The organism is Frigoribacterium sp. CFBP 8759 (assembly GCF_014841655.1).
GTDB lineage: Bacteria > Actinomycetota > Actinomycetes > Actinomycetales > Microbacteriaceae > Frigoribacterium.
The window spans coordinates 290329-313065 of sequence record NZ_JACYUH010000003.1; the positions used below are offsets into that span (position 1 = coordinate 290329).

The window sequence follows — 22737 nt, forward strand, 5'->3', positions numbered from 1 at the left end:
AGGAGGCGCGGCGAGAGCGGGCGAGGAGGCGCGGCAAGAGCGGGCGAGGAGGCGCGGCAAGAGCGGGCGAGGAGGCGCGGCGCGGCGGGCGAGGAGGCGCGGCGCGAGGAGGCGCGGCGCGACCGGGCGCCCGAGTCCGGCACCGGCCGGCCCGGGTCAGGACGCGGATTCGCGGGCGGCGGCGTCGAGCGCGGCGGCGATGCTGTCGAGCTGGGGGAGGGCCTCGGCGATCGTCTCGTCCGTGCCCGTGGTCGAGAGGACGTACTGGTACGCCTCGCGCAGGGTGGTCGTGGTGTCCTCGCCCTGCGTGGTCAGGTGGAGGAAGAGGCTGCGGCGGTCGCCCGGGTGACGGCTGCGCGTGACCTGCCCCGACTTCTCGAGCCGGTCGACCACGGCCGTCGTCGCCCCCGTGCTCAGCAGCAGCTGTTGGGCGAGTGCTCCCGGGGTGAGCCCCGGGGCGTCGGCGACGGCGAGCAGGGCCGCCAGCTCGGTGTGGCCCATCCCGAAGACCTTCGCGGCGTGGAGTCGGTAGCGGCGGTGGGCCTCGTCCAGGGTCTGCAGCGTCGCGGCGAGGCGCCGGACGGACTCCGGGTGGTTCTCCGGAGTGGCGGGAAGGTCGGGGCTCACGACAGCAGGGTACCGAGCATCGCCCCCGGTGTCGGCACCGTTGCGCAGAACGGATGACCCAGTTCGGGGCGCGACGACCCACTCAGGCGACCCGCTCAGGCGACCTGGTGCACGACGTAGCTCGCGACGAAGCCGAGCACCGTCACGAGTCCCGTCAGCGTCTGCGTCTTGCGGAAGGCCTCGGGGATCATCGTGTCGCAGATCATCGCGAGGATCGCCCCGGCGGCGAACGCCATGACGAACGACTGCCCGCCCTCGGGCACCCCGCCCAGCAGGGCGTACCCGCCGAGCGCGGACAGCGCGCACACCACGGCGATCCCCGACCAGAGGCCGAAGACGTACCCGGCCGACCGGCCCGACGACTTGAGGTCGGCCGTGCTCGACATGCCCTCGGGGAAGTTCGAGATCACCACGGCCACCAGCACGGCGATGCTGAGGGACCCGCCGCCCGTCAGGCTGACGCCCTGCACCGCGGTCTCGGGGACGCCGTCGAGCAGGGCGCCGAGGGCGATGCCCAGGCCGGTGCCCGAGCCGGCCGACCCGCGACGGTGGTGCTTGCGCCGGAACCCGCCGTGCTCGAGCAGCTGGTCCAGGACGACGTAGACGACGGCGCCCGCGAGGAACCCGCCGAGGGTCGGGAGCAGCCCGCCGCTGCTCGTGGCCTCGTCGACGAGGTCGAACGAGAGTGCGGAGATCAGGACGCCGGCGCCGAACGCCATGACCAGGGCGACCACCTCGCGGGGCACCCTGACGAACCACGACACCGCCGCCCCGACGACCAGGGAGAGGCCCGAGAGCAGGCCGGCGAGAGAGGCGAGGAGGAGCGGTGAGGGCACGAGGACGTGTCTAGTCCTTCCGTGCGCAGGAGGCGCGGTGCCGGTCCCGAGGACCGGACCCGCGGGGGATGGACGTGTGCCCCGGGCGCCCTGACCGGTCAGCGAGTGCTGTATGGTCAGCACATGCTGACCCTGTCGTCCCGCGTCGACGTGATGAACCGCCTGGGGCGGGCGATGGCCGACCCGACCCGCTCACGCATCCTGCTGACCCTGCTCGAGGGCCCCGGCTACCCCGGCGTCCTCGCGACGGAACTCGGCCTGACCAGGTCGAACGTGTCGAACCACCTCGCATGCCTCCGCGGGTGCGGTCTCGTCGTGGCCGCCCCCGAGGGGCGATCCACCCGGTACGAGATCGCCGACGTCCACCTGACCCGAGCACTGACCGCCCTCGTCGAGGTGGTCCTCGCGGTCGACGACGGTCTGCCGTGTCCGGACGACTCGTGCGACGTGCCGTTCTGCTGCGGGGGCGGTGCATGACCTCCGCCGCACTGTCGCCCGCGCCGATCGCCCCGGCCCGTCGCCTCCTGCTGCAGCGGCGCATCCGTCTCGTCGTGGCGATCACGATCGGCTACAACGTGGTCGAGGCGATCGTCGCGATCGCCGCGGGCACGGTCGCGTCCTCGACCGCGTTGATCGGCTTCGGCCTCGACTCCGTCGTCGAGGTGCTCTCGGCCGCCGCGGTCGCCTGGCAGTTCGCGGCCCCCGACCCCGAGAGGCGCGAACGGCTCGCCCTCCGCGTGATCGCCCTCTCGTTCTTCGGTCTCGCCGCCTACGTCGGCGTGGACGCGGTCCTCGCCCTGGCCGGCGCCCGCGAACCCGACCACTCCCCGGTCGGCATCGTGCTGGCCGCCGTCAGCCTGGCGGTCATGCCGTTCCTCAGCCTCGTCGAGCGACGAACCGGCACCGAGCTCGGCTCGGCCTCCGCCGTCGCCGACTCCAAGCAGACCCTCATCTGCAGCTACCTCTCGGCCGCCGTCCTGCTCGGCCTGGTGCTCAACCTCGCCTTCGGGTGGACCTGGGCGGACCCCGTCGCAGGACTCGTCATCGTCGTCTTCGCCGTCCGTGAGGGGGTCGAGGCCTGGCGCGGCGAGGCCTGCACGACACCCGTCTCGGCCCTCACGGGCGAACGCGGAGCCGAGGCCTGCGACTGCTGCTGAACGGCCGGCCCACCGGACGCGCAGGAGGCGCGGTGCCGGTCCCGAGGACTCGCACCGCGCCTCCTGCGGTCGCCGCTCAGTAGTCGATGCGGCCCCGGCGGTCGTGGAACTCGCCGGTCGGGCCGTCGGGCCCGAGCAGGGCGAGGGCGACGGTGGCGTCCGTGCCCTCGGTGACCGTCTGGTGGCCGCCGTGCCCGTTGAAGTCGGTGGCGGTGTAGCCGGGGTCGCTGACGTTCACGCGGAAGGTCGGCAGGTTCTTCGCGTACTGCACGGTCAGGGCGATCACGGCCGCCTTCGAGGACGCGTAGGGCACCGCGGCGACGGGGTACTCGTCGTGGCCCTCGGTGCTCAGCCAGCGCGGCCAGCCGACGCCCGACGCGACGTTGACGATCACGGGACGGTCGGAGCGGCGCAGCAGGGGCATCGCGGCCTGGGTGACGCGGACGAGCCCGACGACGTTCACGTCGAGCACCTCCTGCATCGTCTCGGGGGTGAGGTCGTCGACGCCGAACGACGACCCGAGGACGCCCGCGTTGTTGACGAGGACGTCGAGCTCGGGCAGGGAGGCGAGCGCCGCGTCGACGCCGGCCTGGTCGGTGACGTCGAGCTGCACGGCGTGGGCGCCCAGGGCCCGGACGGCGTCGCCCGAGTCGAGGTCGCGCACGCCGGCGTACACGGTGTGGCCCGCCTCGAGCAGACGGCGGGCGGTCTCGAGTCCGAGGCTCTTGTTGGCCCCGGTGATGAGTGTGGTGGTCATGGGTCCATGCTGCGCCCGGCCCCGCCTCGGCACCCAGGCCCCGCACGACGGGAGGACTGCCGGTACCACCCTGGGGCGACCGGGCCGGGGGAGGATGGCTGCATGAGCGAGTTCGCGGACGTGTTGCGGTCGTGGCGTGACCGGGTCGGCCCGGCCGACGTGGGGCTGCCCGCGGGGGTGGGGCGCCGCACGACGGGTCTCCGCCGCGAAGAGCTGGCGGCGCTCGCCGGGGTGAGCGTCGACTACGTCGTCCGCCTCGAGCAGGGCCGGGCGACCAACCCGTCCCCGCAGATGCTCCGCGCCCTGGCGGTCGCCCTGCGCCTGAGCGACGACGAACGCGACCACCTCTACCGCTCGGCCGGCGCCGCGCCTCCGTCGGCCGGGATCGTCCCGCGCCACGTGGGGCCCGGCGTGCAGCGCATCGTCGACCGGCTCGGGGACGTGCCGCTGGCCGTCTTCTCGGCGACCCACGACATCCTGCTCTGGAACCCCCTCTGGGCCGCGGTGAACGGCGACCCGTCGCGCCTGGTCGGGCTCGAGCGCAACCTCGTCTGGCGTCACTTCACGTCGGGCCACGAGGGCACCGAGTTCGACGCCCGGCACGAGGAGGACTTCGCGAGCGACCTCGCCGCCGACCTGCGGGCAGCGGTGGGGCGCTATCCGTCGGACCCCTCGCTCGGCCACCTCGTGTCGCGCCTGCTCGAGACGTCGCCCGAGTTCGCACGCCGCTGGGCCGAGGCCAAGGTCGCCGAGCACCGGGCCAGTCGCAAGACCGTGACGGGCACCCCGGTCGGCCCGATCGCGATCGACTGCGACGTGCTGACCGCGCCCGGCGACCTGAGGATCGTCGTCTACACGGTCGCGCCGGGGTCCGACGACGAGGCGCGACTCGACCTGCTGCGCGTCACCGGGCTGCAGTCGATGGCGGCGACCTCGGCCGGCTGAGGCCGTGCCGGCCCGGGTCAGCCCTCGCGGGCTGCCTCCCGGGCGACGTCCCGGGCGGCGCGAGCCCGCGCCGTGATGGCCGTGACGACCTCGGTCTTGGCGTCGGCGTAGTCGTTCATGTCGTCCCAGCGGCGGTCGAGCAGGGCCCGCTTGACGCCGGCGTAGAGCTCGCGGTCGGCGGCGTCGGTGCGCAGGTGGTCGCGCAACAGCAGGTACCCGGCGATCGCGTCGGCACCCTGCTCGTAGACGTGCACGTGGACGCTGCGCTCCGGCGTCCGCACGAGTCGGTGCCCCGGCTCGCGCACCCGCAGCTCGTAGCCCGCGGCGAGCAACGGGTCGAGGTAGTCCTCTTCCGCGGTGATGTCGGGCACCGCGACCACGACGTCGACGATCGGCTTCGCCGCGAGGCCCGGCACCGACGTGGAGCCGATGTGCTCGACGCCGACCGCGATGCCCGACGGCGCGAGGGCCTCGACGATGCGGCGTCGGTGCTCGGCGAACGCGGCAGGCCAGCGCTCGTCGTACTCGTGCAACGAGACGTGGACGGCCTCGGCGCCGCCCACGATCTCGGTGGTCGTGACGTCGGGTCGGCGGGGGGTCCGCTTGGTGGGCATCAGGAGATCCTGCCAGACGACGGAACCGGTCGACGTCGTACTAGTATCTGCGCATGCACGTAGATAAGAAGGTTTGCGGACTCGACCCGGATTCCGAGTACGTCGAACTCGCCGTCGAGGTGTTCTCGATGCTCGCCGACGCGACCCGCATCCGCATCATCCTGGCGCTTCGGAACGCCGAAGAGCTGTCGGTGAACCACCTCGCCGACATCGTCGACAAGAGCCCGGCGGCGGTGTCGCAACACCTGGCCAAGCTTCGCCTCGCCCGCATGGTGCAGCCGCGCCGTGAGGGGACGACCGCCTTCTACCGTCTGACCGACGAGCACGCGTCCGCGCTCGTCAGCGACGCCGTGAGGCAGGCAGAGCACGTCGTCGGCAACGCACCGCACCACGCAGGGGGGCAGTGAGGTGGTCGGGTACGGGCACGACCACGACCACGACCGCGAGCACGAGCACGAGCACGAGCACGAGCACGAGCACGAGCACGAGCACGGGTACGGGCGCGGGCACGGGCACGAGCCCGGGTACGAGCACGGGCACCCGAACGGCCGGGTGAAGGCCTGGCTCTACGACCTGTTCGTCCCGCACACGCACGACTCCGCCGATTCCGTCGACGACGCCCTCGAGGCGTCGACGGCGGGTGTCCGGGCGGTCAAGATCAGCTTGTTCGTCCTGCTCGCGACGACGGTGGTGCAGGCCGTCCTCGTCGTGGCCACCGGGTCGGTCGCCCTGCTGGCCGACACGATCCACAACTTCGCCGACGCGCTGACAGCGGTGCCTCTCTGGATCGCGTTCGTCCTCGGCCGGCGGGTCGCCACCCGCCGTCACACCTTCGGCTTCGGACGCGCCGAGGACCTCGCCGGTCTGTTCATCGTCATCGTCGTGGCCCTCTCGGCCGTGGTCGCCGGGTGGGAGGCGATCGACCGTCTCGTCCACCCGCAGCCCGTCCAGGCGCCCTGGTTGCTCGTCCTGGCCGGCCTCGTCGGTTTCGCCGGCAACGAGGTGGTCGCGATCTACCGCATCCGAGTCGGTCGCCGGATCGGCTCGGCCGCCCTGGTGGCAGACGGGGTGCACGCTCGTCTCGACGGGTTCACATCGCTGTCGGTCGTGCTGGGCGCCGTCGGGGTGCTGCTCGGCTTCCCCCTCGCGGACCCGATCATCGGCCTGCTGATCGCCGTGTCGATCATGGTCCTGCTGTGGGGCACCATGAAGTCCGTCGGGGCCCGCCTGATGGACGCCGTCGACCCCGACCTGCTCGACCGGGCCGAGCACGCACTCGAACACACCGAGGGGGTCGTCGCCGTGCGCGACCTCCGCCTGCGGTGGATCGGCCACCGGCTGACGGGGTCGGCGACCGTCCAGGTCGACACGCACGACCTGGTCGACGCGTTGCGGATCGCCGACCAAGCGGGCCTGCGCGTCCGCGGTGCGCTCCCGAACCTCGACGCCTTCACGATCACCCCGGCGCCGGTCGCCCGGCTCGCCCCTCAGGACTGAACGAGCGGCAGCCCTGCCGCGACCCAGGCCGCGGTGCCGCCGATCACGTCGACGGCGGTGATCCCTCGAGCTGACAGGGCCTCGGCCGCCCGGGCGCTCCGTGCGCCGCTCTGGCAGATCAGGTAGACGGCGGTCTCGTGCGGCATCTCGTCGAGTCGATCCGCCAGTTGCGAGGGGTGGAGGTTGAGCGCCCCGGGGACGTGGCCCTCGGCGAAGCGGTCGGCGGCTCTCACATCGATCACCAGCGGTGTCGTGAGGGCGGCCAACCGGTCGACGGTGATCTGCTCCATCTCAGCCCTCGCTCGAATCCGACCAGACCGCCTTCGCGCCCGAATCGCCGATGCGCACCGTCGTGACGATGCCGCCGATCGCGGCGACGGCGACCGCCACGGTGAGCGCGACCCCGACGATCGTGCGCGTGCCCTTCTTCAGGGTGGGATGCGGTCGCTTGGCGTCCGGGGTCAGCACGTAGTGCTGCCACGCCCACTGCGCCACGGCGGCGACGAACACCGCGATCGCCCAAGGCAACAGCGTGTCGCCGAGCTGCGTGTGCGCCTCGAGCAGGGCGCTGTGCCCGACCCTCGCCTCGAGCGATTCGCCCGACGATGTCGCGAGTGGCACCGCGACGAGCGACAGGAGGGCGACGAGCGGTGTGATGACGCCCAGTCGTCGGCGCAGCCGCGACGACACGGCACCGGCCACGATCAGCAGCGAGGCCGTCGGGAAGGCGACCGTGACGAGGTGAACGATCAGCGGGTGGAGGGGGAGTCCGTTCAGTTGCCAGTCCATGGCGTCTCTCTTCTGGTCGGGTCGGTGCGGGTGGGGTAGGTGAGGGGTCAGGCGTGGCGTGCGGTCGAGACCTCGCGCCGGGCCGACACGGTCATCGCTCCCACCACCCCGGCGATCGCCACGAGGAAGACGAGGCTCGTCGCCGTCGGACCCAGCCCGAGTCCTCCGTCGGACCGGTCTTGCGAGAGGAGGTCGCCGAGGGACGCGCCCAACGGCCGGGTGAGCACGTAGGCCGACCAGAAGGCGACGACCGCGCCGAGGCCGAGGAAACGGTGGGCCAGGGCGACGAGGGCGATGACCCCCGCGAAGACGAACACCGACGGCAGGTACCCGAGGGCGAGCTGCTCGCCCAGGAGGTCGCCGACGGCGGTTCCGAGCGCGAAGGTGACCAGGATGGTCGCCCAGTAGAAGCCTTCCCGGCGACGAGTCGTGATGTCGTGCACCGACAGCGTCCGCTCGACCGAGTACCAGACGCCGAACAGCACGGCGAGCGCGACGGAGAAGACGATGGTCGAGGTCCAGAGGCTCACCCCGAGCGAGTCGGTCAGGGTGTCGGTCAGCAGCGTCCCCACGACGCTGATGAGCACCACCGTGAGCCAGTAGACCCAGGGCACGTACCGCCGCCTCCGCACCTGCAGCACGAGCGCGACGACGAGCAGCGCCGTCATGACCACGCTGGTGACCGTGAGGCCGAGGCCGAGACCGTCGTTCAGGAAGTCGGCGAACGTCTCGCCCACCGTGGTGCAGAGCACCTTGACCACCCAGAAGGCCGTGGTGACCTCGGGGACCTTGTTCAGCAGCGACGCGGGTCGGCGGATCGCCGGCTCGGTGCGTTCGGCTCGTGTCGTCATGGAGGAGACCCTCGCGGGGTCTGTCCCAGAAACCGCCCAGACGCCCGATCGAGGAGGCGCGGGTCGGCTCGAACCCGCCGCTGGGCGGTTTCTGGGAGGGATGCGGCGACCCTCGGACCATGACCGCACTCGACGGAAGGCCCCCGGTGACGTCCCGGGGTGGACGACCCGCGCCTCCTGACCCTCGTCCCGACCGTCGGCCGGTCCGCCGCGACGTCGGGATCGCGGCGGCGGGTGGGGCGGGCGTCGTGGCGGTCGTCCTGGGAGGTCTGCTCATCACGTCGGGCGCCGGGGGAGTGGGGGCGGCCGACCTCGACGTCGTCGAGCGCGTCGGCCGGATGCACTCGCCCCTGCTCGACGGGGCGGCGCTGCTGATCGACCGGCTGCTCGGGCCGCAGCTCGGGGTGGCGCTCGTCCTGCTGTTGGCCGTCGCCGTGGGGGTGACGACCCGGCGGGCAGCGGAGGCGCTGACCGTCGTCGGCGTCTCGGTGCTGCCGTGGGCTGCGGCCGAGACCGTCAAGCTGGTCGTCGGACGCGACCGACCCGACCCGCGCCTCCTCGTCGACCCCCTGCTGGTCGAACCGCACTCGTTCTCGTTCCCCAGCGGCCACACCGCGCTGGCGACCGGCCTCGCCCTGGCGATCGTGCTCGTCGTGAGAGGACGGAACGGACGGCGGGGGTGGCAGCCGGTCGCCGTCGTGGCCGCGCTCGGCGTCGTCCTGGTGGCGGCCTCCCGCGTCTGGATCGGCGTGCACTACCCCACCGACACGATCGCGTCGGTGGTGCTCGGCTGCTCGGTCGTCGCCCTCGCCCTGCCCCTCTGGCGACGGATCGTCGACCGACTCGACCGACTCGACCGACTCGACCGACCTGCCACCACACCACCCGGTGCCCTGACGGCACCCGACACCGAACGGAACGCCCCATGACCCTCTTCGACCCGCAGACGCTGCTCACCGCCCTCGGCCCCTGGGCCCTGGGCGGGCTGTCCCTCATGGTGTTCGTCGAGTCCGGCCTGCTCTTCCCCTTCCTGCCCGGCGACTCCCTGCTCGTCACGGCGGGGCTGCTGCACCAGGGCCTCGGGCTGAGCGTCGCGGTGATCGCCCTCTGCGCCTTCGTGGCCGCCGCGGCGGGTGACCAGGTCGGGTTCTTCCTCGGTCACCGCTTCGGTCGACGGTGGTTCCGGCCCGACGCGCGGGTGCTCAAGACGGCACACCTCGAGCGGGCCGAGGCGTTCTTCGCGCGGCACGGCGGCCCGGCGCTCGTGCTCGGCCGCTTCGTCCCGGTGGTGCGCACGTTCGTGCCGCTCGCGGCCGGGACCAGCGGCTACCCGTACCGCCGCTTCGTCGTGTGGAACCTCGCCGGGGCGTTCCTCTGGGCCGCGGGCATGACCGTGCTCGGCTCGCTCCTCGGCGGCCTGCCGTTCGTCGCCGACCACATCGACCTGCTCGCGATCGCGCTCGTCGCGGTGTCGGTGCTGCCCCTCGTGCTCACCGCTGTGCGACGATCGGCGGGGACACGACGGCGGAAGGAGGCCCTGGGTGACCGATCCTGATCCGCGCCCGCGCCTCCTGCTGGTCGAGGACGACCCCGCGCTGGGGCCGATCGTCGCCGACGTGCTCGCCGAGGCGTGGCGAGTCGACCTCGTCGCCGACGGTCGTCGGGGGCTCGACGCGGCCCGCACCGGCGTCCACGCCGTGCTGGTCGTCGACCGACGCCTGCCCGGACTCGACGGCACCGCGCTCGTCGCGGCCCTGCGTCGCGAACACGTCACCACGCCCGTGCTGATGCTCACCGCGCTCGGCTCGACGGCCGACCGGGTCGAGGGCCTCGACCTCGGAGCCGACGACTACCTCGTGAAGCCGTTCGAGTTCGACGAGCTGTTCGCGCGGCTGCGCGCCCTCACCCGGTCCTTCGCCGCCCACGAGGCGTGGCTCGACGTCGGTGCCGGCCGGTTCTTCCCCGAGAGCCGCATCGTGGTCACGCCGTGGTCGAGCCGGGTGGTGCTGAGCGACCGCGAGGCCGGCCTGCTGGCCGCGCTCGCCGAGCGGCCCGACCACACCTTCGACCGGTCCGAGCTGTTGGCGGCGGTCTTCCCCCGCGGTGAACAGCTCGGCACCGTCGACACCTACGTCAGCTACCTCCGGCGCAAGATCGATCGCGACGTCGTGTTGACCGTGCGCGGGCGCGGTTACCGGATCGGGGCGCTGTGACCGCGCGATCCCGCCGAGCAGCGGGGCGCGGTCGACGTCGCCCCGGCGCCACCCCGAGCGTGCGGCGGCCGGACCCCGACGCGGTGGCGCTCCAGGCGGCGGCTCGGTCGGTCGGTCGTCAGATCGTGCTCGTCTCCGCCGTGGTGGTCGTGGCCGCTCTCACGCTGACGATCGCGTGGGTACTGCACCAGACGGTGCCGACCGAGCGACTCGAGCAGGTCGCGGCGGCGCGGCGCGGCGAGGTCTTCGTGAGCGCCACCGACGTGGTGGCCGGCCTGGTCGTGCTCGGGCTCGCCGGTGTCGTCTTCGCCGGGGTCGTGAGCGTCGTCATCGCGCGGCGGGCCGTCCGACCGCTCGGCGACGCCCTGCGCCTGCAGCGTCGGTTCGTCGCCGACGCGAGCCACGAGTTGCGCACCCCGCTGGCCGTCCTCGACGCGCGCCTCCAGGCCCTCGAACGCGGGATCTCCGGAGGCGCGGTGTCGGCGGACGAGAAGGTCGCGTCGGACGTCGCGCACCTCCGGGACGACTCCCGGGCCCTGATCGACATCGTCGGCGACCTGCTGGAGGCCGCCGGGGGCGAGGACCACCCCGGGGACGTCCTCGGGGCCGTCGGCGTGGACGCCGTGGTGGCCGAGGTCCTCTCGTCCCTGGCCGTGCTGGCCGACCAGCGTGACGTCCGTCTCGAGCTGGTCCCCGGCGGCGAGGAGGCGCGGGTCGCAGTGCCGCGGACGAGCCTGCGACGGTCGGTCCTCGCCCTGGTCGACAACGCCCTCGGCCATGCGCCCGTGGGGTCGGTGGTCGTGACGACCGTCCGGGTCGAGGGCCGGGGCGAGGCGGCGAGCGTGGTGATCACGGTCGCCGACCAGGGGCTCGGCATCATCGGGATCGACCCCGCGCGCGTCTTCGACCGCTTCGCCCGGGCCGAGTCGCCGTCGGGCCAGACCTCGGCCCCGGTGCGTCCGAGCTTCGGCATCGGTCTCGCCCTCGTCCGCGAGATCGCCCACCGCCACGGCGGCGAGGTCCGGGTCGTGACGACGTCGGGCGCGGGCACGACGATCGAGGTCACGCTGCCGCGGGCGTCGGGCCGCATGGGTCGGGAGTAGACAGGCCGGATGGAATTCCACTTCGACGCCGACCTGTGGCGGTGGGAGAGCCGGCGAGCCTTCTACACCTTCGTCAGCCTGCCGCCCGACGTCGAGGACCACGTCCTGATGGTGGCCGGCGACCTGCTGCGCGGCTGGGGTTCCGTCCGCGTGGAGGCGCGGGTCGGCTCGTCGACGTTCACCACGTCGGTCTTCCCCCTCGGCGACGAGAACGCCTACGCCCTGCCCGTGAAGCGGGCCGTGCGCGACGCCGAGGGCCTCGGCGTCGGCGACACCGTGGGCGTCACGGTGCGCCTGCTCGACTTCTGAGCTGCCGCCGAGGTCTTGACGGCCGACACGGGCGGGGCCACGCTGTGCGTCACCACCCGTGGACCGTTCGAAGGAGAACCCCGTGGCCATGATGTTCGTCAACCTGCCCGTGACCGACCTCGACCGGGCGAAGTCGTTCTACGCGGCCCTCGGGTTCACCATCAACCCGCTCTTCACGGACGAGAACGCCGCGTGCGTGATCGTGGAGGAGGACCACAGCGCGTTCATGATCCTCCGGCGTGAGTACTTCCAGACCTTCACCGACCTGCCCATCGGTGATCCCACCACGGCCCCCTCGGTCGCCACCGCCGTCATGCTCGACTCCCGTGACGAGGTCGACACGACGGTCACCGCCGGCCTCGGCGCCGGAGGCACGGAGGCGCGCCCCGCGTCGGACTACGGCTTCATGTACCAGCGCCAGCTGACCGACCCGGACGGCAACATCCTCGAGTTCGGCTGGATGGACCCGTCGGCGGCTGAACAGGGCCCCGAGGCCTACGCCCAGCAGCAGGGCGACTGACGATCGAGTGGGCAGAAAATGTCCTTCGTGCGACCGGGAAGGACGATTTCTGCCCACTCGACCAACCGCCTCCTCGGGGCGGGGCGGGGCGGGGCGGGGCGGGGCCGCGCGGGGCCAGGCCGCCGCTAGCGGGCGAGCGTGTCGCGGGGGTACTCGTCGAAGCGAGCGGCGTACGACCCCGCGAACCGGCCGAAGTTGCCGAAGCCCCAGCGTCGGGCGACGTCCGAGACGCGGGTCTCGTTCGGGGCCGCCGCGAGCAGTTCGTCGTGGACGCGGTCGAGGCGCACCTGGCGCAGGTACGCCGCCGGTGACGTGCCGAGGTGTTCCTTCATCGACGTCTGCAGGGTGCGGGTGTGCATGCCCGACGCCTCGGCGATGTCGGCCGGGGTGAGCGGCTCGGCCGCGTGGGCGTGGATGTACTCGACCGCGTGCCGGACGCGGGCGGCCTCCTGTGTGCGCAGGCCGACGGGCACGTCGACGGCGCGCCACGGGAACAGGTCGAGCATGGCCCGGGCGAGGGTGAGCTGGGCCTCGAGCCGCACGAGCGGTGACGCCTGCTCGGCCACGACGGCCGCGGCGCTCGACCCGACGGCGGTCCGCCAGGCCGCGACCGCCTGGGGGCGCGGGGTGACCGCGTAGTCGAACACGACGCGCTGTGACGGTCCGCCGTGGCGTTCGGCGGCGGTCCGTTCGAGGAAGTCGCTGCCGACCTGCACCATGCCGTTCCTCCGCGGGGTCGACTCGAACGAGAAGGCCTCCTCGGCCGGCATGAGGAACGGCGTGGAGCCCTCGCTCGTGAACGTGTGGCCGCGCTGGTGCAGGGTGGTGCGTCCGCTGCGGTTCCACGCGACGATGTACTGCCCCGGGAAGGGGATCTCGCCCTGCATCGGTGCACTGAACGACGAGGTCTGCATGACGAGGCGGTCGTCGCCGGCGAGCACGTACGAGTACTCGAACGGGCTGCCTCCCGACTGGGACCGGAACCGTCGGCCCCGGTAGTGCGTCTCGAGGCGGCGGGTCGCCTCGCGGAGGTCGGTGCCGCCGTCCTGGACGCGCCGGTAGGTCGACCCGCCCCCGTCGTCGCCGCCGCCCGCGAGGTCGACGGGGTGCGCGGAGACCCCGCCGGTGGGTTCCGGTTCTCCGTCGGGCGCGCTGACGTAGAAGCTCGGCATGGGGTCCTCTCGATCCGTGGTCCTGCGGCGCCGCCGTGGGCGGCACACGATGGAGACGTGGCCCGAGGGCGAAACGTCACGAATTCGTCGGACTCTCCCGGTCTTCGGTGCCGCGGGACGCGGGGACGGGGCTCGAGGTACCCCCAGAGGACGGGTCGGCGACCGGCGGGCGGGCCGGGCCGGCGGGGTGGGGCCGGCCGGGTCGGCCGAGCGCGCCGGGCCGGCCGGACGAGCCGTGCGCAGCCCCCGACCGCGAAGGAGGCGCGGTGCCCTCGCACCGCGCCTCCTCGTCCCGGGGGTGGTCGCGTCAGTCGGCCGTGGCCACCGCGACCTCGTTGGGCGTGACGTCGAGCTCGCGCGACGACAGCACCTCGCCCGTGGTCAGGTCGACCGCGTGCACGCTGTCCGTCGCCGGCTCGGTGACGTAGCCGACGTCACCCGCGACGACGATCGCGGGGTGGGCGTCCTGCCACTCGGCCGGGCCCTCCCAGGCGCCGATCACGGGCCACGACGCCGTGAGCTCGCCGGTCGCGGGGTCGAGCACGTGCACGGCGCCGTCGGTGCCGATCAGGTACGCGAGGTCGCCCGGGCCGCGGGCGACGCCCCGGAAGGTGTACTCGACGCCCTCGGGCAGGTCGACGACGTCGAGGGTGTCGGCGGCCGTGTCGATCAGGGTGACCGCGTGCAGCAGGTAGCCCTCGGCGTCGGGGTCGTCCTTGTGGTCGCCGACGACGAGCGGGCTGGTCTCGCTGACGTACGCGTTGCCCATGCGGCCGTAGGGCTGCGAGGGCGAGGCGAGCTTGGTGATCGTCCCGTCGTGGTAGACGAGCGCTCCGTCCTCGCAGCCGAGGACGACGGCCTCGTCGGCCGCGGTGCCCTCGCCGTGGACGCCCGGGCACTCGTCGCTCTGCGCGACGACCGCACCGTCGGCGTCGCGCACCTCGATGCCCGTGCGGCCGTCGGAGTCGCCGACCGTCGTGAGGAAGGTGCCGTCCTCGAGCACGACCGAGACGCCGTGGTGGGCCTCGACGCCCTCGATCGTCTCGACCGTGGGCAGCTCGCCGTCGGTGACGGCGTCGGTCAGGTCGCCGGACTCGAACACCGTGGTGTCGCTCGTACCGTCGGCATAGAGGATCGTCTTGCCGCCGTGCCGGACGACGTGGCCCGCGGTGTCGGCGTCGAACACGAGGTCGGTCAGGGCGGGCTCGGACGAGCTGCCGGCCGCGGTGTCGAGCACCTGGAACCCGCCGCTCGTCGTGACCATGACGTGTCGGCCGTCGCCGGCCGGGTTGAGGCGGGTGAACTCCTCGGAGTCGAACGCGCCGACGGTTTCGAGGGTCTCGCCGTCGAGCACGGTGACGCGGCCCTCGGACGAGACGGCGAGGCGGGGGCCGGACGAGGAGGCGCCGGTCGCGGCGGCGCCGCCCGTCGCGTCGGACGCGGAGCCGGGTCCGCCGGTCGAGCAGGCGACGAGGGTCGCGGCGACGCCGAGGGCGACCAGCGTGCCGCCGGTCCGTCGCAGGTGGGTGGTGCGCATGGGTGTTCCTCTTTCTGGTGGTCGGACGCTCACGGGGAGAGTCCGGTGGCGATGCGCTCGGTGTCGACGCGCATCATGGTCAGGTAGTCGGGGGCGTCGCCGTCGGCCGCGGTGAGCGACTCGGTGAACAGTTCGACGACGTCGACGTGGACGTCCGCCTCGCTCGCCAGGGCCTGCACGAGCCGGTCGGGCGAGGACGACTCGGCGAACACGGTGGGGACGCCCGTCGTCTCGACGGCGTCGACCAGGTCGGCGAGGTCGGACGCCGACGGCGCCGCGAGCGTCGTGCCGCCGGGGATCACGGCCCCGACGACGTCGAAGTCGAACCGGTCGGCGAGGTAGCCGAAGACGTGGTGGTTCGTCACGAGTGCGCGCCGTTCGGCGGGGATCGCGGCGAAGGCGTCGACCATGTCGGCGTCGAGCCGCTCGAGCCCGGCGCGGTAGTCGGTGGTGCGCGCGGTGAGCGCCGCGGCGTCGACGCCGTCGACCTCGGCGAGCACCGGCCCGAGGGCGTCGACGACGTCGAGCATGCGGCCCGGGTCGGTCCAGAAGTGCGGGTCGGGGGTGCCGACGGCGTCGCCGTCGAGGTAGTCGAGGACGTCGATCGCGTCCGCGGCGACGAACGAGGCCACGCCGGAGTCGACCGCCGCGTCGAGGTGCTGCTGCAGCCCCTCCTCGAGGCCGAGGCCGTTCGAGACGACGAGGTCGGCCGCCCGCATCCGTGCCGCCTGCTGCGCCGAGATCTCGAACGAGTGCGGGTCGGCGTCCGGCTTCATCAGGGTGACGACCTCGGCCTGGTCGCCGACCAGTTCGTCGACGACGTCGCCGAGGATGTTCGTCGACACGAACACGACCGGACGGTCGTCGCCGGCGGGTGCGCAGCCGGTCAGGGCCAGCGCGGCCGCGACCGTGAGAGCGGCGACGCGGACGGCGGCGACGCGGGCGGCGGTGCTGCGGCTGGCGGTGGCGAGCCGGGCCCGGCGGCGGGTTGTCGACGGCGCCGTCATCGGCCCGTCTCCGCGACGAAGGCCGGCTCGCCCGCCGTCTCGAAGCTGCGGGCGATCCGCGCGCCGTCGGCGGCGTCGATCTCGTACAGCCGCCCCTCGACCGGGGCCGAGAGGTACGCGCGCTGCTGGTCGGCGATCAGCGTCGGCGTCCGGCCCGCGGCGAGCGAGTCCGCGACGAGGGGCGCGGTCTCGGCGACGACCTGGCCGGTGGTGCAGTCGAGGACGAGCACGCGGCCGTCCCGGGCGAGGGCGAGGAGGCGTTGGTCGGCGTCGTCCACGGCGGTCACCGTGACCAGCGGGGTCGGTGCCGGCAGCAGCGTCCAGGCCCGGGCCCGGGTGTCGAGCAGCCAGACGCCCTCGGAGCCGGCGAGCCCGGCCACGGTGGGTCGCCCCTCCCGGTTGTCGAACGAGGTGGCCGGGGCCGCCGTGCCGCCCGACGACGGGGTCGAGCCGGCCGGGTAGGGGATGCGTTCGACGACGAGCTCGTCGTCGGCGACGGTCGCGAGCAGGGCGCCGTCCGAGCAGCCGACGACCGCCCCGACGCGGGTCGTGATCGTGCCCGAGGCGTCCGGGCAGGCCTCGCGCAGGCCCGTCTCGTCACCGTCGGCGGTGCGTCCGACGAGCGTCGTCGCCTCGCCGCGCCCCTCGGTCACCAGGGCGTACGAGCCCACGGGGACGACCATGCCGGTGCCCGGTTCGCCGTCGAGTCGGAACCGCTCCCGCAGCTCGCCCCGCGACAGCGCCTCGGTGTCGAGCAGCACGGCGTCGCCCGAGCCGGCGAAGTGCACGCCGGTCGAACCCGAGGTCGACAGGTTCGTGGTCGCGACGGTCGCCGCGCCGTCGCCCTCGACGGTGCCGAGGAGGCGCGGGTCGGCCCGGTAGTAGTGGAAGTGGTCCCCGTGGTCCCACGTCCAGACCCCGCTGTCGACGACCTCGAGGCCGCCGGTGGTCTCGGCGAACAGGTACCGCCCGTCGGTCTCCACGGCGGTGGGGGCGTCGACCGACCCGAGCTCGACGACGCCCTCGTCGAGCAGGTCGAGGTGTGCGACCGTGCCCGACGGGTCGATCGTGGTGAGGCCGAGACGGGGCTCGGCGAGTTCCTCGGCGCCCGCGACGGCGCCGTGGCCCTCGCCGCTGGCGCCGGTCTCGTCGGCCGTCGTCCCGGCGGCGGGGTCGCCGCCCGGCGAGGTGTCGGTCGAGCAGGCGGTCAGGCCGAGGGTGAGCGTGCCGAGCAGGCAGGTCGTGAGGAGGGGGGATCGCATGCGGTCCTTCCGGGTGGGCGTGGGGTGGGTCGGGGAGACGGGCGGGGGAGTGCGGAGGCGGGGGAGTGCGGACGTGGGGTCGTGCGGGCGGGTCAGGAGGCGGGGGTCGCGACGGGCGCCGTACCCGTGCGACCCGGGGCGGCGGTGTCGACCCGACGTGCCCGCCGACGGCCGAGGGCGGCGTGGCCGGCCCCCGAGAGGCCGGCGAACGCGATGGCCGTCGCCGCGATCGAGGCGCCGGCGGCCGTCGCGGCGTGCCACGAGACGAGCAGGCCGACGGCGACGGCGAGCACGCCGACGACCGAGGCGAGGACCATCCGCGTGGGCAGGCGCGTCGTCCAGTGGCCCGCGGCGACGGCCGGTGCGAGCAGCAGTCCGACGACGAGCAACGACCCGACGGCCTGGTACGAGGCGACGACGGCGAGCGTGACCAGGCCCACGAGCACGGCCTGGGCCGAGCGCGGACCGAGCCCCAGCACGGCGGCCAGGCGCGGGTCGAGGGCGAGGGCCAGCAGGGGGCGGTGGAAGGCGGCCGCGAGGCCGACGCCGACGATCGTCGCGCCGGCGAGCAGGCCGAGGTCCGCCGTCGTGATCGCGAGGACGTCGCCGAACAGGATCGACGTGGCGTCGGTGGCGAAGCTGCCCGAGTGCGAGATGACGACGACGCCGAGGGCGAGCATCGCGACGAAGAGGAGGCCGATGCTCGTGTCGTACGACAGGCGACCGCGTCGTTGCAGCGCCGCCACGCCGAGGCTCATGACGACGGCGCTGAGGGCCCCGCCGACGAGGACGGGCGCACCGAGCACGGTCGCGAGGGCGACGCCGGGCAGCATGCCGTGCGCGAGCGCCTCGCCGAGGAAGGCCATGCCGCGCACCACGACCCAGGTGCCGACGACGCCGCAGAGGATCGCGACGAGGCCGCCGCCGACGAGGGCGCGCTGGACGAAGTCGAGCGAGAACGGCTCGAGGACGGCGGTGGAGAGGAAGGGCACGAGACACGACCGTAGCTGAGAATGAGAACGCTTATCAACTAGGCTGACGGCATGACGACGACCACCGCCGCCGCTCCCTCGTCCCTGGCGCGCCTCCTCGGGGTGGGGTGCACGTTCGGTGACCGGATGGCCCTGGCCGACGTCGACCTCGACGTGCGCGGCGGTGCCCTGACGGTGGTCGCGGGCCCCAACGGCGCCGGCAAGTCGACGCTGCTCGAGGTCGTCGCGGGCGTCCGCGAACCGTCGTCGGGCACGCGCTCGACGACGTCGACGATCGCCTTCGTCCCGCAGCGCACGTCGATCCCGGACGGGCTCCCGGTCACCGTGCGCGACGTCGTGACGGTCGGTGCCTGGGGTCGCGTGGGCCGGTGGCGTCCCCTCGACCGTCGAGCCCGCGCCGCCGTCGACGAGGCGCTCGAGCGCCTGCACGTCGCCGACCTGGCGCCCCGACCCTTCGCCGCGCTCTCGGGTGGCCAGCGGCAGCGTGCGCTCCTGGCCCACGGACTCGCGCGCGGGGCCGACCTGCTGCTGCTCGACGAGCCCACGACCGGGCTCGACGCCGACAGCGCCGACCGCATCCGGGCCACGCTGCTCGACGAGGCGGCCCGGGGCACGGGGGTGCTCGCGGTCTCGCACGATCCGTTGCTGCTCGACGCCGCGCACCACGTGGTGCGGCTCGAGGCCGGTCGGGTCGTGTGAGGCGGCTCGGGGTCCGACACGGTTCGGCACGGTCTCGAGGTCCGGGCCGGCCACCCGGCCCGAGGTGGCGCTGGCGACGAGGAGGCGCGGTGCGGCACAGTGGCGTCGTGACCGACCGCAGACCCTCGCCGCCCGCCGGCCCCGCCGCTCCCTCGCCGTCCGCCCCGACCGTCGAGGTGCTGCACCTCACGGCCTTCGCCGACGGACCGGGCGGCGGCAACCCGGCCGGCGTCGTGCTGAACGCGTCGGCCCTCTCGGCCGCCGACATGCGGCGGATCGCCGCCGAGGTGGGGTACGCCGAGACCGCGTTCGTGGTCGATCCGTCCCGCGCCGGCGACGACCGGCACGTGGCCGTGCGCTACTTCTCGCCCGGGGCCGAGGTCCCGTTCTGCGGCCACGCGACGATCGCCACCGCCGTCGCCCTGGCCGAGCGTCGCGGGGTCGGAGCGTTCACGCTCGAGACGGCGGTCGGGCCGGTCGTGATCGAGACCTCGCGTGGGGGTGCCGACGTCGTCGCGGGCCCGGTGACGGCGTCGTTCACGAGCGTCGACCCCGTCGTGCGCGACCTGGACCCGACCGTCGCCGACCGGTTGCTGGCGGTGCTCGGCCTCACGCACGCCGACCTCGACGAGCGTCGTCCGCTGCGGGAGTCCTTCGCGGGCAACCGGCACCCCGTGGTGGCGGTCCGCGACCAGCGGGTCTTCGACGCCTTCGGGTTCGACCCGGTCGCCGTGCGGACCCTCATGGACGAACAGGGCTGGGCGGGCACGATCACGGTGATCCACGCCCAGGGTGTCGACGCGTCCGGGGCGACCGTGGTCGAGGCACGCAACCTGTTCCCCGTCGGCTCCCTCACCGAGGACCCGGCGACGGGGTCGGCGGCCGCGTCGCTGGGCGGCTACCTCCGCGCGCTCGACCTGATCGCGCCTCCTGCCCGCGTCGTGGTGAGGCAGGGGCGGCACGTCGGGCGTCCGAGCCGCCTCGTGGTCGACGTCCCGGTCGTCGGCGGCGTCACGGTCACCGGCACGGCGACGCCGCTGACCCGCTGACCCGCTGACCGGTCGGCCGCCACGGCCGCGGCCCGGGCGCCCACGACGACGAACCCCGTGTCGAGCGACGCGCCCGGACGCTTCCGGGTGCATCGCTCGACACGGGGTCGTGGGGCGTCGTGACTCAGTCGCGGGTGAGTCGACGGCGGCGGGCGATCAGGGTGCCCGCCCCGGCGAGCACGAGCAGCAGGGCCGCGGCCGCTGCCCATCGGGCGTCCGAACCGGTGAAGGCGAGCTGCCCGTCGACCGTCGCCGGGGCCGACCCCTGACCGATCGGCGTCACGCCCGTACCGGGATCGGCGGGGGCGGCGGGGTCGCCGGGCGTGCCGGGCGTCCCGGGGTTGCCGGGGTCGCCGGGCGTCCCGGGCTCGGCCGCCACGCCGGGGAACGTCCCGGCGCGCAGCGAGAACCCGTCGGTGTCGTTGTCGTCCGCGTAGAACGTCTGACGGAACCCGTCGACGCTCGTCGCCGCCGGGGCGATCGCGAAGCCTTCGTTGGCGAGCCCGCGGTCGGCGTTCGTCGGTGCCTCGTGGACGACGTCCTCGACGAACGCCCCCGACTCGTCGACCGAGAACAGTGCCGTACGGCCCGAGCAGGCCTCGTCGCAGACGACCCAGAGCGCGTCGAGGTCGGCGTCGAACTGCAGGTCGGCGACCAGGGCGAACGACGTCGCGATGGTGGCGACGCGCTCGAACGAACCGTCGTCCATCAGGGCGTAGGCGTAGACGCTCGCGGTGCCCTCGACGCCGACGAAGAAGAGCCCGTCACCGTGGCCGGCGTACGTCGCGGGGTCGTAGGAGGCGCCGGTCGCCTCGTCGACGAACCCCGCCTCGGTCAGCCAGGCGTCGGGCACCCAGGTGATGCCCTCGAGGCCCGCGTTGGCCCCCAGGCCGGGGAAGTCCGCGGCGAGGTTCCACTCGTCGGTGGCGACCAGGGTCGTGGCCGGGCTCGAGGCGTCGTAGCGCAGCACGGAGGGGCGGCTGACCGAGCCCGAGGCGTTGTTGCGCTCGGTCGACACGTAGATGCCGCCCGCGGACGAGTCGTCGGCGACCGTGACGCCCTCGGCGTCCACGATGTCGGTCGCGACCCCGCTCGGGTACAGCAGCTTCTTGCCGGCAGCCCAGCCGTCGGTCGTCTGCGGGGCCCACCCGCCGGCGCCGTCCGGGACGATCCGGTAGAGCAGGCCGTCGCCGTTCTGCACCGCCCAGAGCGTGCCGGGGGTCGCGGTGCCGGTCGGCTCGTAGTCGAGACCGCTCAGGTCACCGGTGAAGGTGCCCTCGTCGTCCAGGGGGACCTCGTCGGGTCCGCCGGGCCAGGCCGTCGGCACGGAGACGCCGGCGAAGGTGTTGGCGGAGCCCTTGGTCGGGGCCGACGTGACGGCGAAGTCGCCCGTGCCGTCGGGGCCGCGGCCGTAGGTGGTGGCGGCGTGCGAGGTCCACGAGTACTCGTCGGCGAGGGTCGAACCGTCGGCCGCCGTCGTGCCGTCCGGCAGCAGCAGGCGCACCGAGTCGGCACCGCCCAGTCCGAAGTCGAAGCCGGCCGAGGTCGGGGTCTGCTCGTCGAGGACGACGAAGCCGCCGGGGGCGACGACGGTCCCGGCGGGGACGACGTAGCGGTGCGTCGGGTCGGAGTCGGTCAGCACGTAGCCGCCGAGGTCGACCGACGAGGTGCCCACGGTCGTGAGCTCGACCCAGTCGCCGGGCGTGCCTCCCTGGCTCTCGACCTCGTTGATGCGCACGGGCGACGAGCAGTCGTTCGCCGCGCCCTTCGTGGTCGCGGTCGTCGTCGTCAGCTCGCCGGTGCCGTCGGGGCAGCGGCCGTAGCTGACGGTGCTGTGGACGCTCCAGGCGTACGACGCGACGAGCGTGCCCGCCGTGTCGAACAGTCGTGCCGAGTCGGGCTGGCCGAGTCCGAAGTCGAAGCCGACCGGGTTCGAGCCCGAGGCCTGGTCGATCACGACGAAGGCGCCGGGCTGCACGACCGAACCGGTGGGCAGGGTGAAGGGCGTGCGCACGTCGTCCTCGTCGCGGAAGGTGTAGCCCGAGACGTCCACGGGCACCGTCCCGACGTTCGTCAGTTCGACCCAGTCGGTGTCGTCGCCGTTCGACTCGACCTCGTTGATCACGACGTCGGTCGTGGCGGGCACGGCGGGGGTCGTCGGGTCGGTCGGGGCGGGGTCCGTCGGGTCGGTCGGAGCCGGTGTCGTCGCGCACTCGTTGGCGGTGCCTCGCGTCCCGGCGGCCGTCGTCGCGAACTCGCCGGTGCCGTCGGCGCAGCGGCCGTAGGTCGTCGTCGGGAACTGCGTCCAGGCGTACGAGTCGAGCAGGGTCGTGCCGTCGGCGGCGTAGAGCCGGACGGCGTCGGCGCGTCCGAGTCCGTAGGCGGCGGCGCCCCACACGGCGTCGTCGGCGACGTCGACGACCAGGCGCTCGCCGGCGGCGAGGACCGTGCCCGCGGGCAGCGCGAGCGTCCGCGTGTCCTTGTCGTCCCGCAGCACGAAGCCCGACACGTCGGTCGGGGTCTGGCCGGTGTTGAGCAGTTCGACCCAGTCGTCGGTCGTGTCGATCTCGTTGACGACGACGTCGGCGTCGGCCGCGAGGGCGGGCAGGGCGCTCGTGGCCACGAGCCCGGCGGCGGCGATCGAGCCGGCCAGGGTCAGGGCGCCGAGGCGGAGCAGGGGCGTGCGCATTCGGGTGTCCGTTTCGTCGGGTGTGGACCGAACCATCTCGGACGGAAGCGACGCCCGGGTGAACACCCCGTGAACGCCGGCACCTCGTGCCCCGGCGGCGCGACGGGACTAG

At 73.8% G+C, this 22737-nt stretch carries 26 protein-coding genes; 13 read left to right on the forward strand and 13 right to left on the reverse strand.

Features of this window, described 5'->3' with window-relative positions; translation table 11 throughout:
* Positions 1 to 156: 156 nt before the first annotated feature.
* Positions 157 to 627 (reverse strand): MarR family transcriptional regulator, encoded by a 471-nt coding sequence (locus IFT79_RS11515; RefSeq protein ID WP_056046983.1) that lies wholly within the window; start codon positions 625 to 627, stop codon positions 157 to 159.
* 95 nt (positions 628 to 722) lie between these two features.
* The gene (locus IFT79_RS11520) at positions 723 to 1463 is read right to left on the reverse strand and encodes a ZIP family metal transporter (RefSeq protein WP_123570692.1); all 741 of its coding nucleotides are present in this window, start codon (positions 1461 to 1463) and stop codon (positions 723 to 725) included.
* Positions 1464 to 1586: 123 nt separating this feature from the next.
* On the opposite strand from IFT79_RS11520, the gene cmtR reads away from it, so the two are divergent.
* Together cmtR and IFT79_RS11530 are read left to right on the forward strand one after the other, a co-directional pair.
* A complete protein-coding gene (gene cmtR, locus IFT79_RS11525; RefSeq protein WP_159825897.1) occupies positions 1587 to 1940 on the forward strand; it encodes a Cd(II)/Pb(II)-sensing metalloregulatory transcriptional regulator CmtR in 354 nt (117 codons plus the stop codon).
* Positions 1937 to 2620, forward strand: a complete 684-nt coding sequence (locus IFT79_RS11530) for a cation diffusion facilitator family transporter (protein WP_173151709.1) — start codon at positions 1937 to 1939, stop codon at positions 2618 to 2620. The genes cmtR and IFT79_RS11530 overlap by 4 nt, the downstream gene beginning before the upstream one ends.
* Before the next feature lie 76 nt (positions 2621 to 2696).
* Here the strand turns inward: IFT79_RS11530 and IFT79_RS11535 are convergent, their stop codons facing one another.
* Positions 2697 to 3377, reverse strand: a complete 681-nt coding sequence (locus tag IFT79_RS11535) for an SDR family NAD(P)-dependent oxidoreductase (RefSeq protein ID WP_192124298.1) — start codon at positions 3375 to 3377, stop codon at positions 2697 to 2699.
* Positions 3378 to 3479: 102 nt separating this feature from the next.
* Here IFT79_RS11535 and IFT79_RS11540 point away from each other — a divergent pair, with 102 nt between their 5' ends.
* Entirely contained in the window at positions 3480 to 4322 is an 843-nt protein-coding gene (locus IFT79_RS11540) for a helix-turn-helix transcriptional regulator (RefSeq protein ID WP_192124299.1), read from the forward strand.
* 17 nt (positions 4323 to 4339) lie between these two features.
* Here IFT79_RS11540 and IFT79_RS11545 read toward each other — a convergent pair whose 3' ends face one another.
* Positions 4340 to 4936 (reverse strand): GrpB family protein, encoded by a 597-nt coding sequence (locus tag IFT79_RS11545; RefSeq protein WP_192124301.1) that lies wholly within the window; start codon positions 4934 to 4936, stop codon positions 4340 to 4342.
* A gap of 53 nt (positions 4937 to 4989) precedes the next feature.
* Between IFT79_RS11545 and IFT79_RS11550 the strand changes: the two genes are divergently transcribed.
* Positions 4990 to 5343, forward strand: a complete 354-nt coding sequence (locus tag IFT79_RS11550; protein ID WP_056046956.1) for an ArsR/SmtB family transcription factor — start codon at positions 4990 to 4992, stop codon at positions 5341 to 5343.
* Position 5344: 1 nt separating this feature from the next.
* Complete coding sequence (locus tag IFT79_RS11555; protein ID WP_192124303.1) at positions 5345 to 6433, forward strand: cation diffusion facilitator family transporter; 1089 nt, start codon at positions 5345 to 5347, stop codon at positions 6431 to 6433.
* On the opposite strand, the gene IFT79_RS11560 is transcribed toward IFT79_RS11555, so the two are convergent.
* The 3 genes from IFT79_RS11560 to IFT79_RS11570 are packed head-to-tail and all read right to left on the reverse strand — an operon-like array spanning position 6424 to position 8073.
* The gene (locus IFT79_RS11560; protein WP_192124305.1) at positions 6424 to 6723 is read right to left on the reverse strand and encodes a rhodanese-like domain-containing protein; all 300 of its coding nucleotides are present in this window, start codon (positions 6721 to 6723) and stop codon (positions 6424 to 6426) included. The two genes, IFT79_RS11555 and IFT79_RS11560, sit on opposite strands and share 10 nt — an antisense overlap.
* A gap of 1 nt (position 6724) precedes the next feature.
* On the reverse strand, positions 6725 to 7222 hold the full coding sequence (locus tag IFT79_RS11565; protein ID WP_043595663.1) for a DUF2231 domain-containing protein: 498 nt from the start codon (positions 7220 to 7222) through the stop codon (positions 6725 to 6727).
* Positions 7223 to 7269: 47 nt separating this feature from the next.
* Positions 7270 to 8073 (reverse strand): COG4705 family protein, encoded by an 804-nt coding sequence (locus IFT79_RS11570; protein ID WP_043595662.1) that lies wholly within the window; start codon positions 8071 to 8073, stop codon positions 7270 to 7272.
* Positions 8074 to 8192: 119 nt separating this feature from the next.
* Between IFT79_RS11570 and IFT79_RS11575 the strand changes: the two genes are divergently transcribed.
* The 6 genes from IFT79_RS11575 (at position 8193) to IFT79_RS11600 (ending at position 12218) form a co-directional block, all read left to right on the forward strand.
* On the forward strand, positions 8193 to 9002 hold the full coding sequence (locus tag IFT79_RS11575) for a phosphatase PAP2 family protein (protein ID WP_157485389.1): 810 nt from the start codon (positions 8193 to 8195) through the stop codon (positions 9000 to 9002).
* Positions 8999 to 9628 (forward strand): DedA family protein, encoded by a 630-nt coding sequence (locus IFT79_RS11580; protein WP_056046951.1) that lies wholly within the window; start codon positions 8999 to 9001, stop codon positions 9626 to 9628. The genes IFT79_RS11575 and IFT79_RS11580 overlap by 4 nt, the downstream gene beginning before the upstream one ends.
* Complete coding sequence (locus tag IFT79_RS11585) at positions 9615 to 10286, forward strand: response regulator transcription factor (protein ID WP_056046949.1); 672 nt, start codon at positions 9615 to 9617, stop codon at positions 10284 to 10286. The genes IFT79_RS11580 and IFT79_RS11585 overlap by 14 nt, the downstream gene beginning before the upstream one ends.
* An 83-nt stretch (positions 10287 to 10369) precedes the next feature.
* Positions 10370 to 11389, forward strand: coding sequence for a sensor histidine kinase (locus tag IFT79_RS11590; protein ID WP_157485387.1), 1020 nt, complete (start codon positions 10370 to 10372; stop codon positions 11387 to 11389).
* Between the two features lie 9 nt (positions 11390 to 11398).
* A complete protein-coding gene (locus IFT79_RS11595) occupies positions 11399 to 11698 on the forward strand; it encodes a DUF1905 domain-containing protein (protein WP_056046945.1) in 300 nt (99 codons plus the stop codon).
* Positions 11699 to 11780: 82 nt separating this feature from the next.
* A complete protein-coding gene (locus IFT79_RS11600) occupies positions 11781 to 12218 on the forward strand; it encodes a VOC family protein (RefSeq protein ID WP_157485471.1) in 438 nt (145 codons plus the stop codon).
* A gap of 125 nt (positions 12219 to 12343) precedes the next feature.
* Here the strand turns inward: IFT79_RS11600 and IFT79_RS11605 are convergent, their stop codons facing one another.
* From IFT79_RS11605 to aztB, 5 genes are all read right to left on the reverse strand, one after another.
* Positions 12344 to 13390, reverse strand: a complete 1047-nt coding sequence (locus tag IFT79_RS11605; RefSeq protein WP_192124307.1) for a helix-turn-helix transcriptional regulator — start codon at positions 13388 to 13390, stop codon at positions 12344 to 12346.
* A gap of 307 nt (positions 13391 to 13697) precedes the next feature.
* Positions 13698 to 14927: a zinc metallochaperone AztD gene (gene aztD / locus IFT79_RS11610; RefSeq protein ID WP_192124309.1), complete on the reverse strand. Its 1230-nt coding sequence runs from the start codon at positions 14925 to 14927 to the stop codon at positions 13698 to 13700.
* Between the two features lie 29 nt (positions 14928 to 14956).
* Positions 14957 to 15934: a zinc ABC transporter substrate-binding protein AztC gene (aztC, locus tag IFT79_RS11615; protein WP_192124311.1), complete on the reverse strand. Its 978-nt coding sequence runs from the start codon at positions 15932 to 15934 to the stop codon at positions 14957 to 14959.
* On the reverse strand, positions 15931 to 17196 hold the full coding sequence (locus tag IFT79_RS11620) for an ABC transporter (RefSeq protein ID WP_192124312.1): 1266 nt from the start codon (positions 17194 to 17196) through the stop codon (positions 15931 to 15933). Before IFT79_RS11620 ends, aztC begins: the two co-directional genes overlap by 4 nt.
* Before the next feature lie 92 nt (positions 17197 to 17288).
* Positions 17289 to 18188 carry a zinc ABC transporter permease AztB gene (gene aztB, locus IFT79_RS11625; RefSeq protein WP_056046937.1) on the reverse strand — a complete coding sequence of 300 codons (900 nt, stop codon included), beginning with the start codon at positions 18186 to 18188 and terminating at the stop codon, positions 17289 to 17291.
* A gap of 51 nt (positions 18189 to 18239) precedes the next feature.
* Between aztB and aztA the strand changes: the two genes are divergently transcribed.
* On the forward strand, positions 18240 to 18887 hold the full coding sequence (aztA, locus tag IFT79_RS11630; RefSeq protein WP_192124314.1) for a zinc ABC transporter ATP-binding protein AztA: 648 nt from the start codon (positions 18240 to 18242) through the stop codon (positions 18885 to 18887).
* A 107-nt stretch (positions 18888 to 18994) separates the two neighbouring features.
* Positions 18995 to 19936 carry a PhzF family phenazine biosynthesis isomerase gene (locus IFT79_RS11635; protein ID WP_192124316.1) on the forward strand — a complete coding sequence of 314 codons (942 nt, stop codon included), beginning with the start codon at positions 18995 to 18997 and terminating at the stop codon, positions 19934 to 19936.
* 124 nt (positions 19937 to 20060) lie between these two features.
* Here IFT79_RS11635 and IFT79_RS11640 read toward each other — a convergent pair whose 3' ends face one another.
* Entirely contained in the window at positions 20061 to 22625 is a 2565-nt protein-coding gene (locus tag IFT79_RS11640; protein WP_192124318.1) for a lamin tail domain-containing protein, read from the reverse strand.
* Positions 22626 to 22737: the final 112 nt, after the last annotated feature.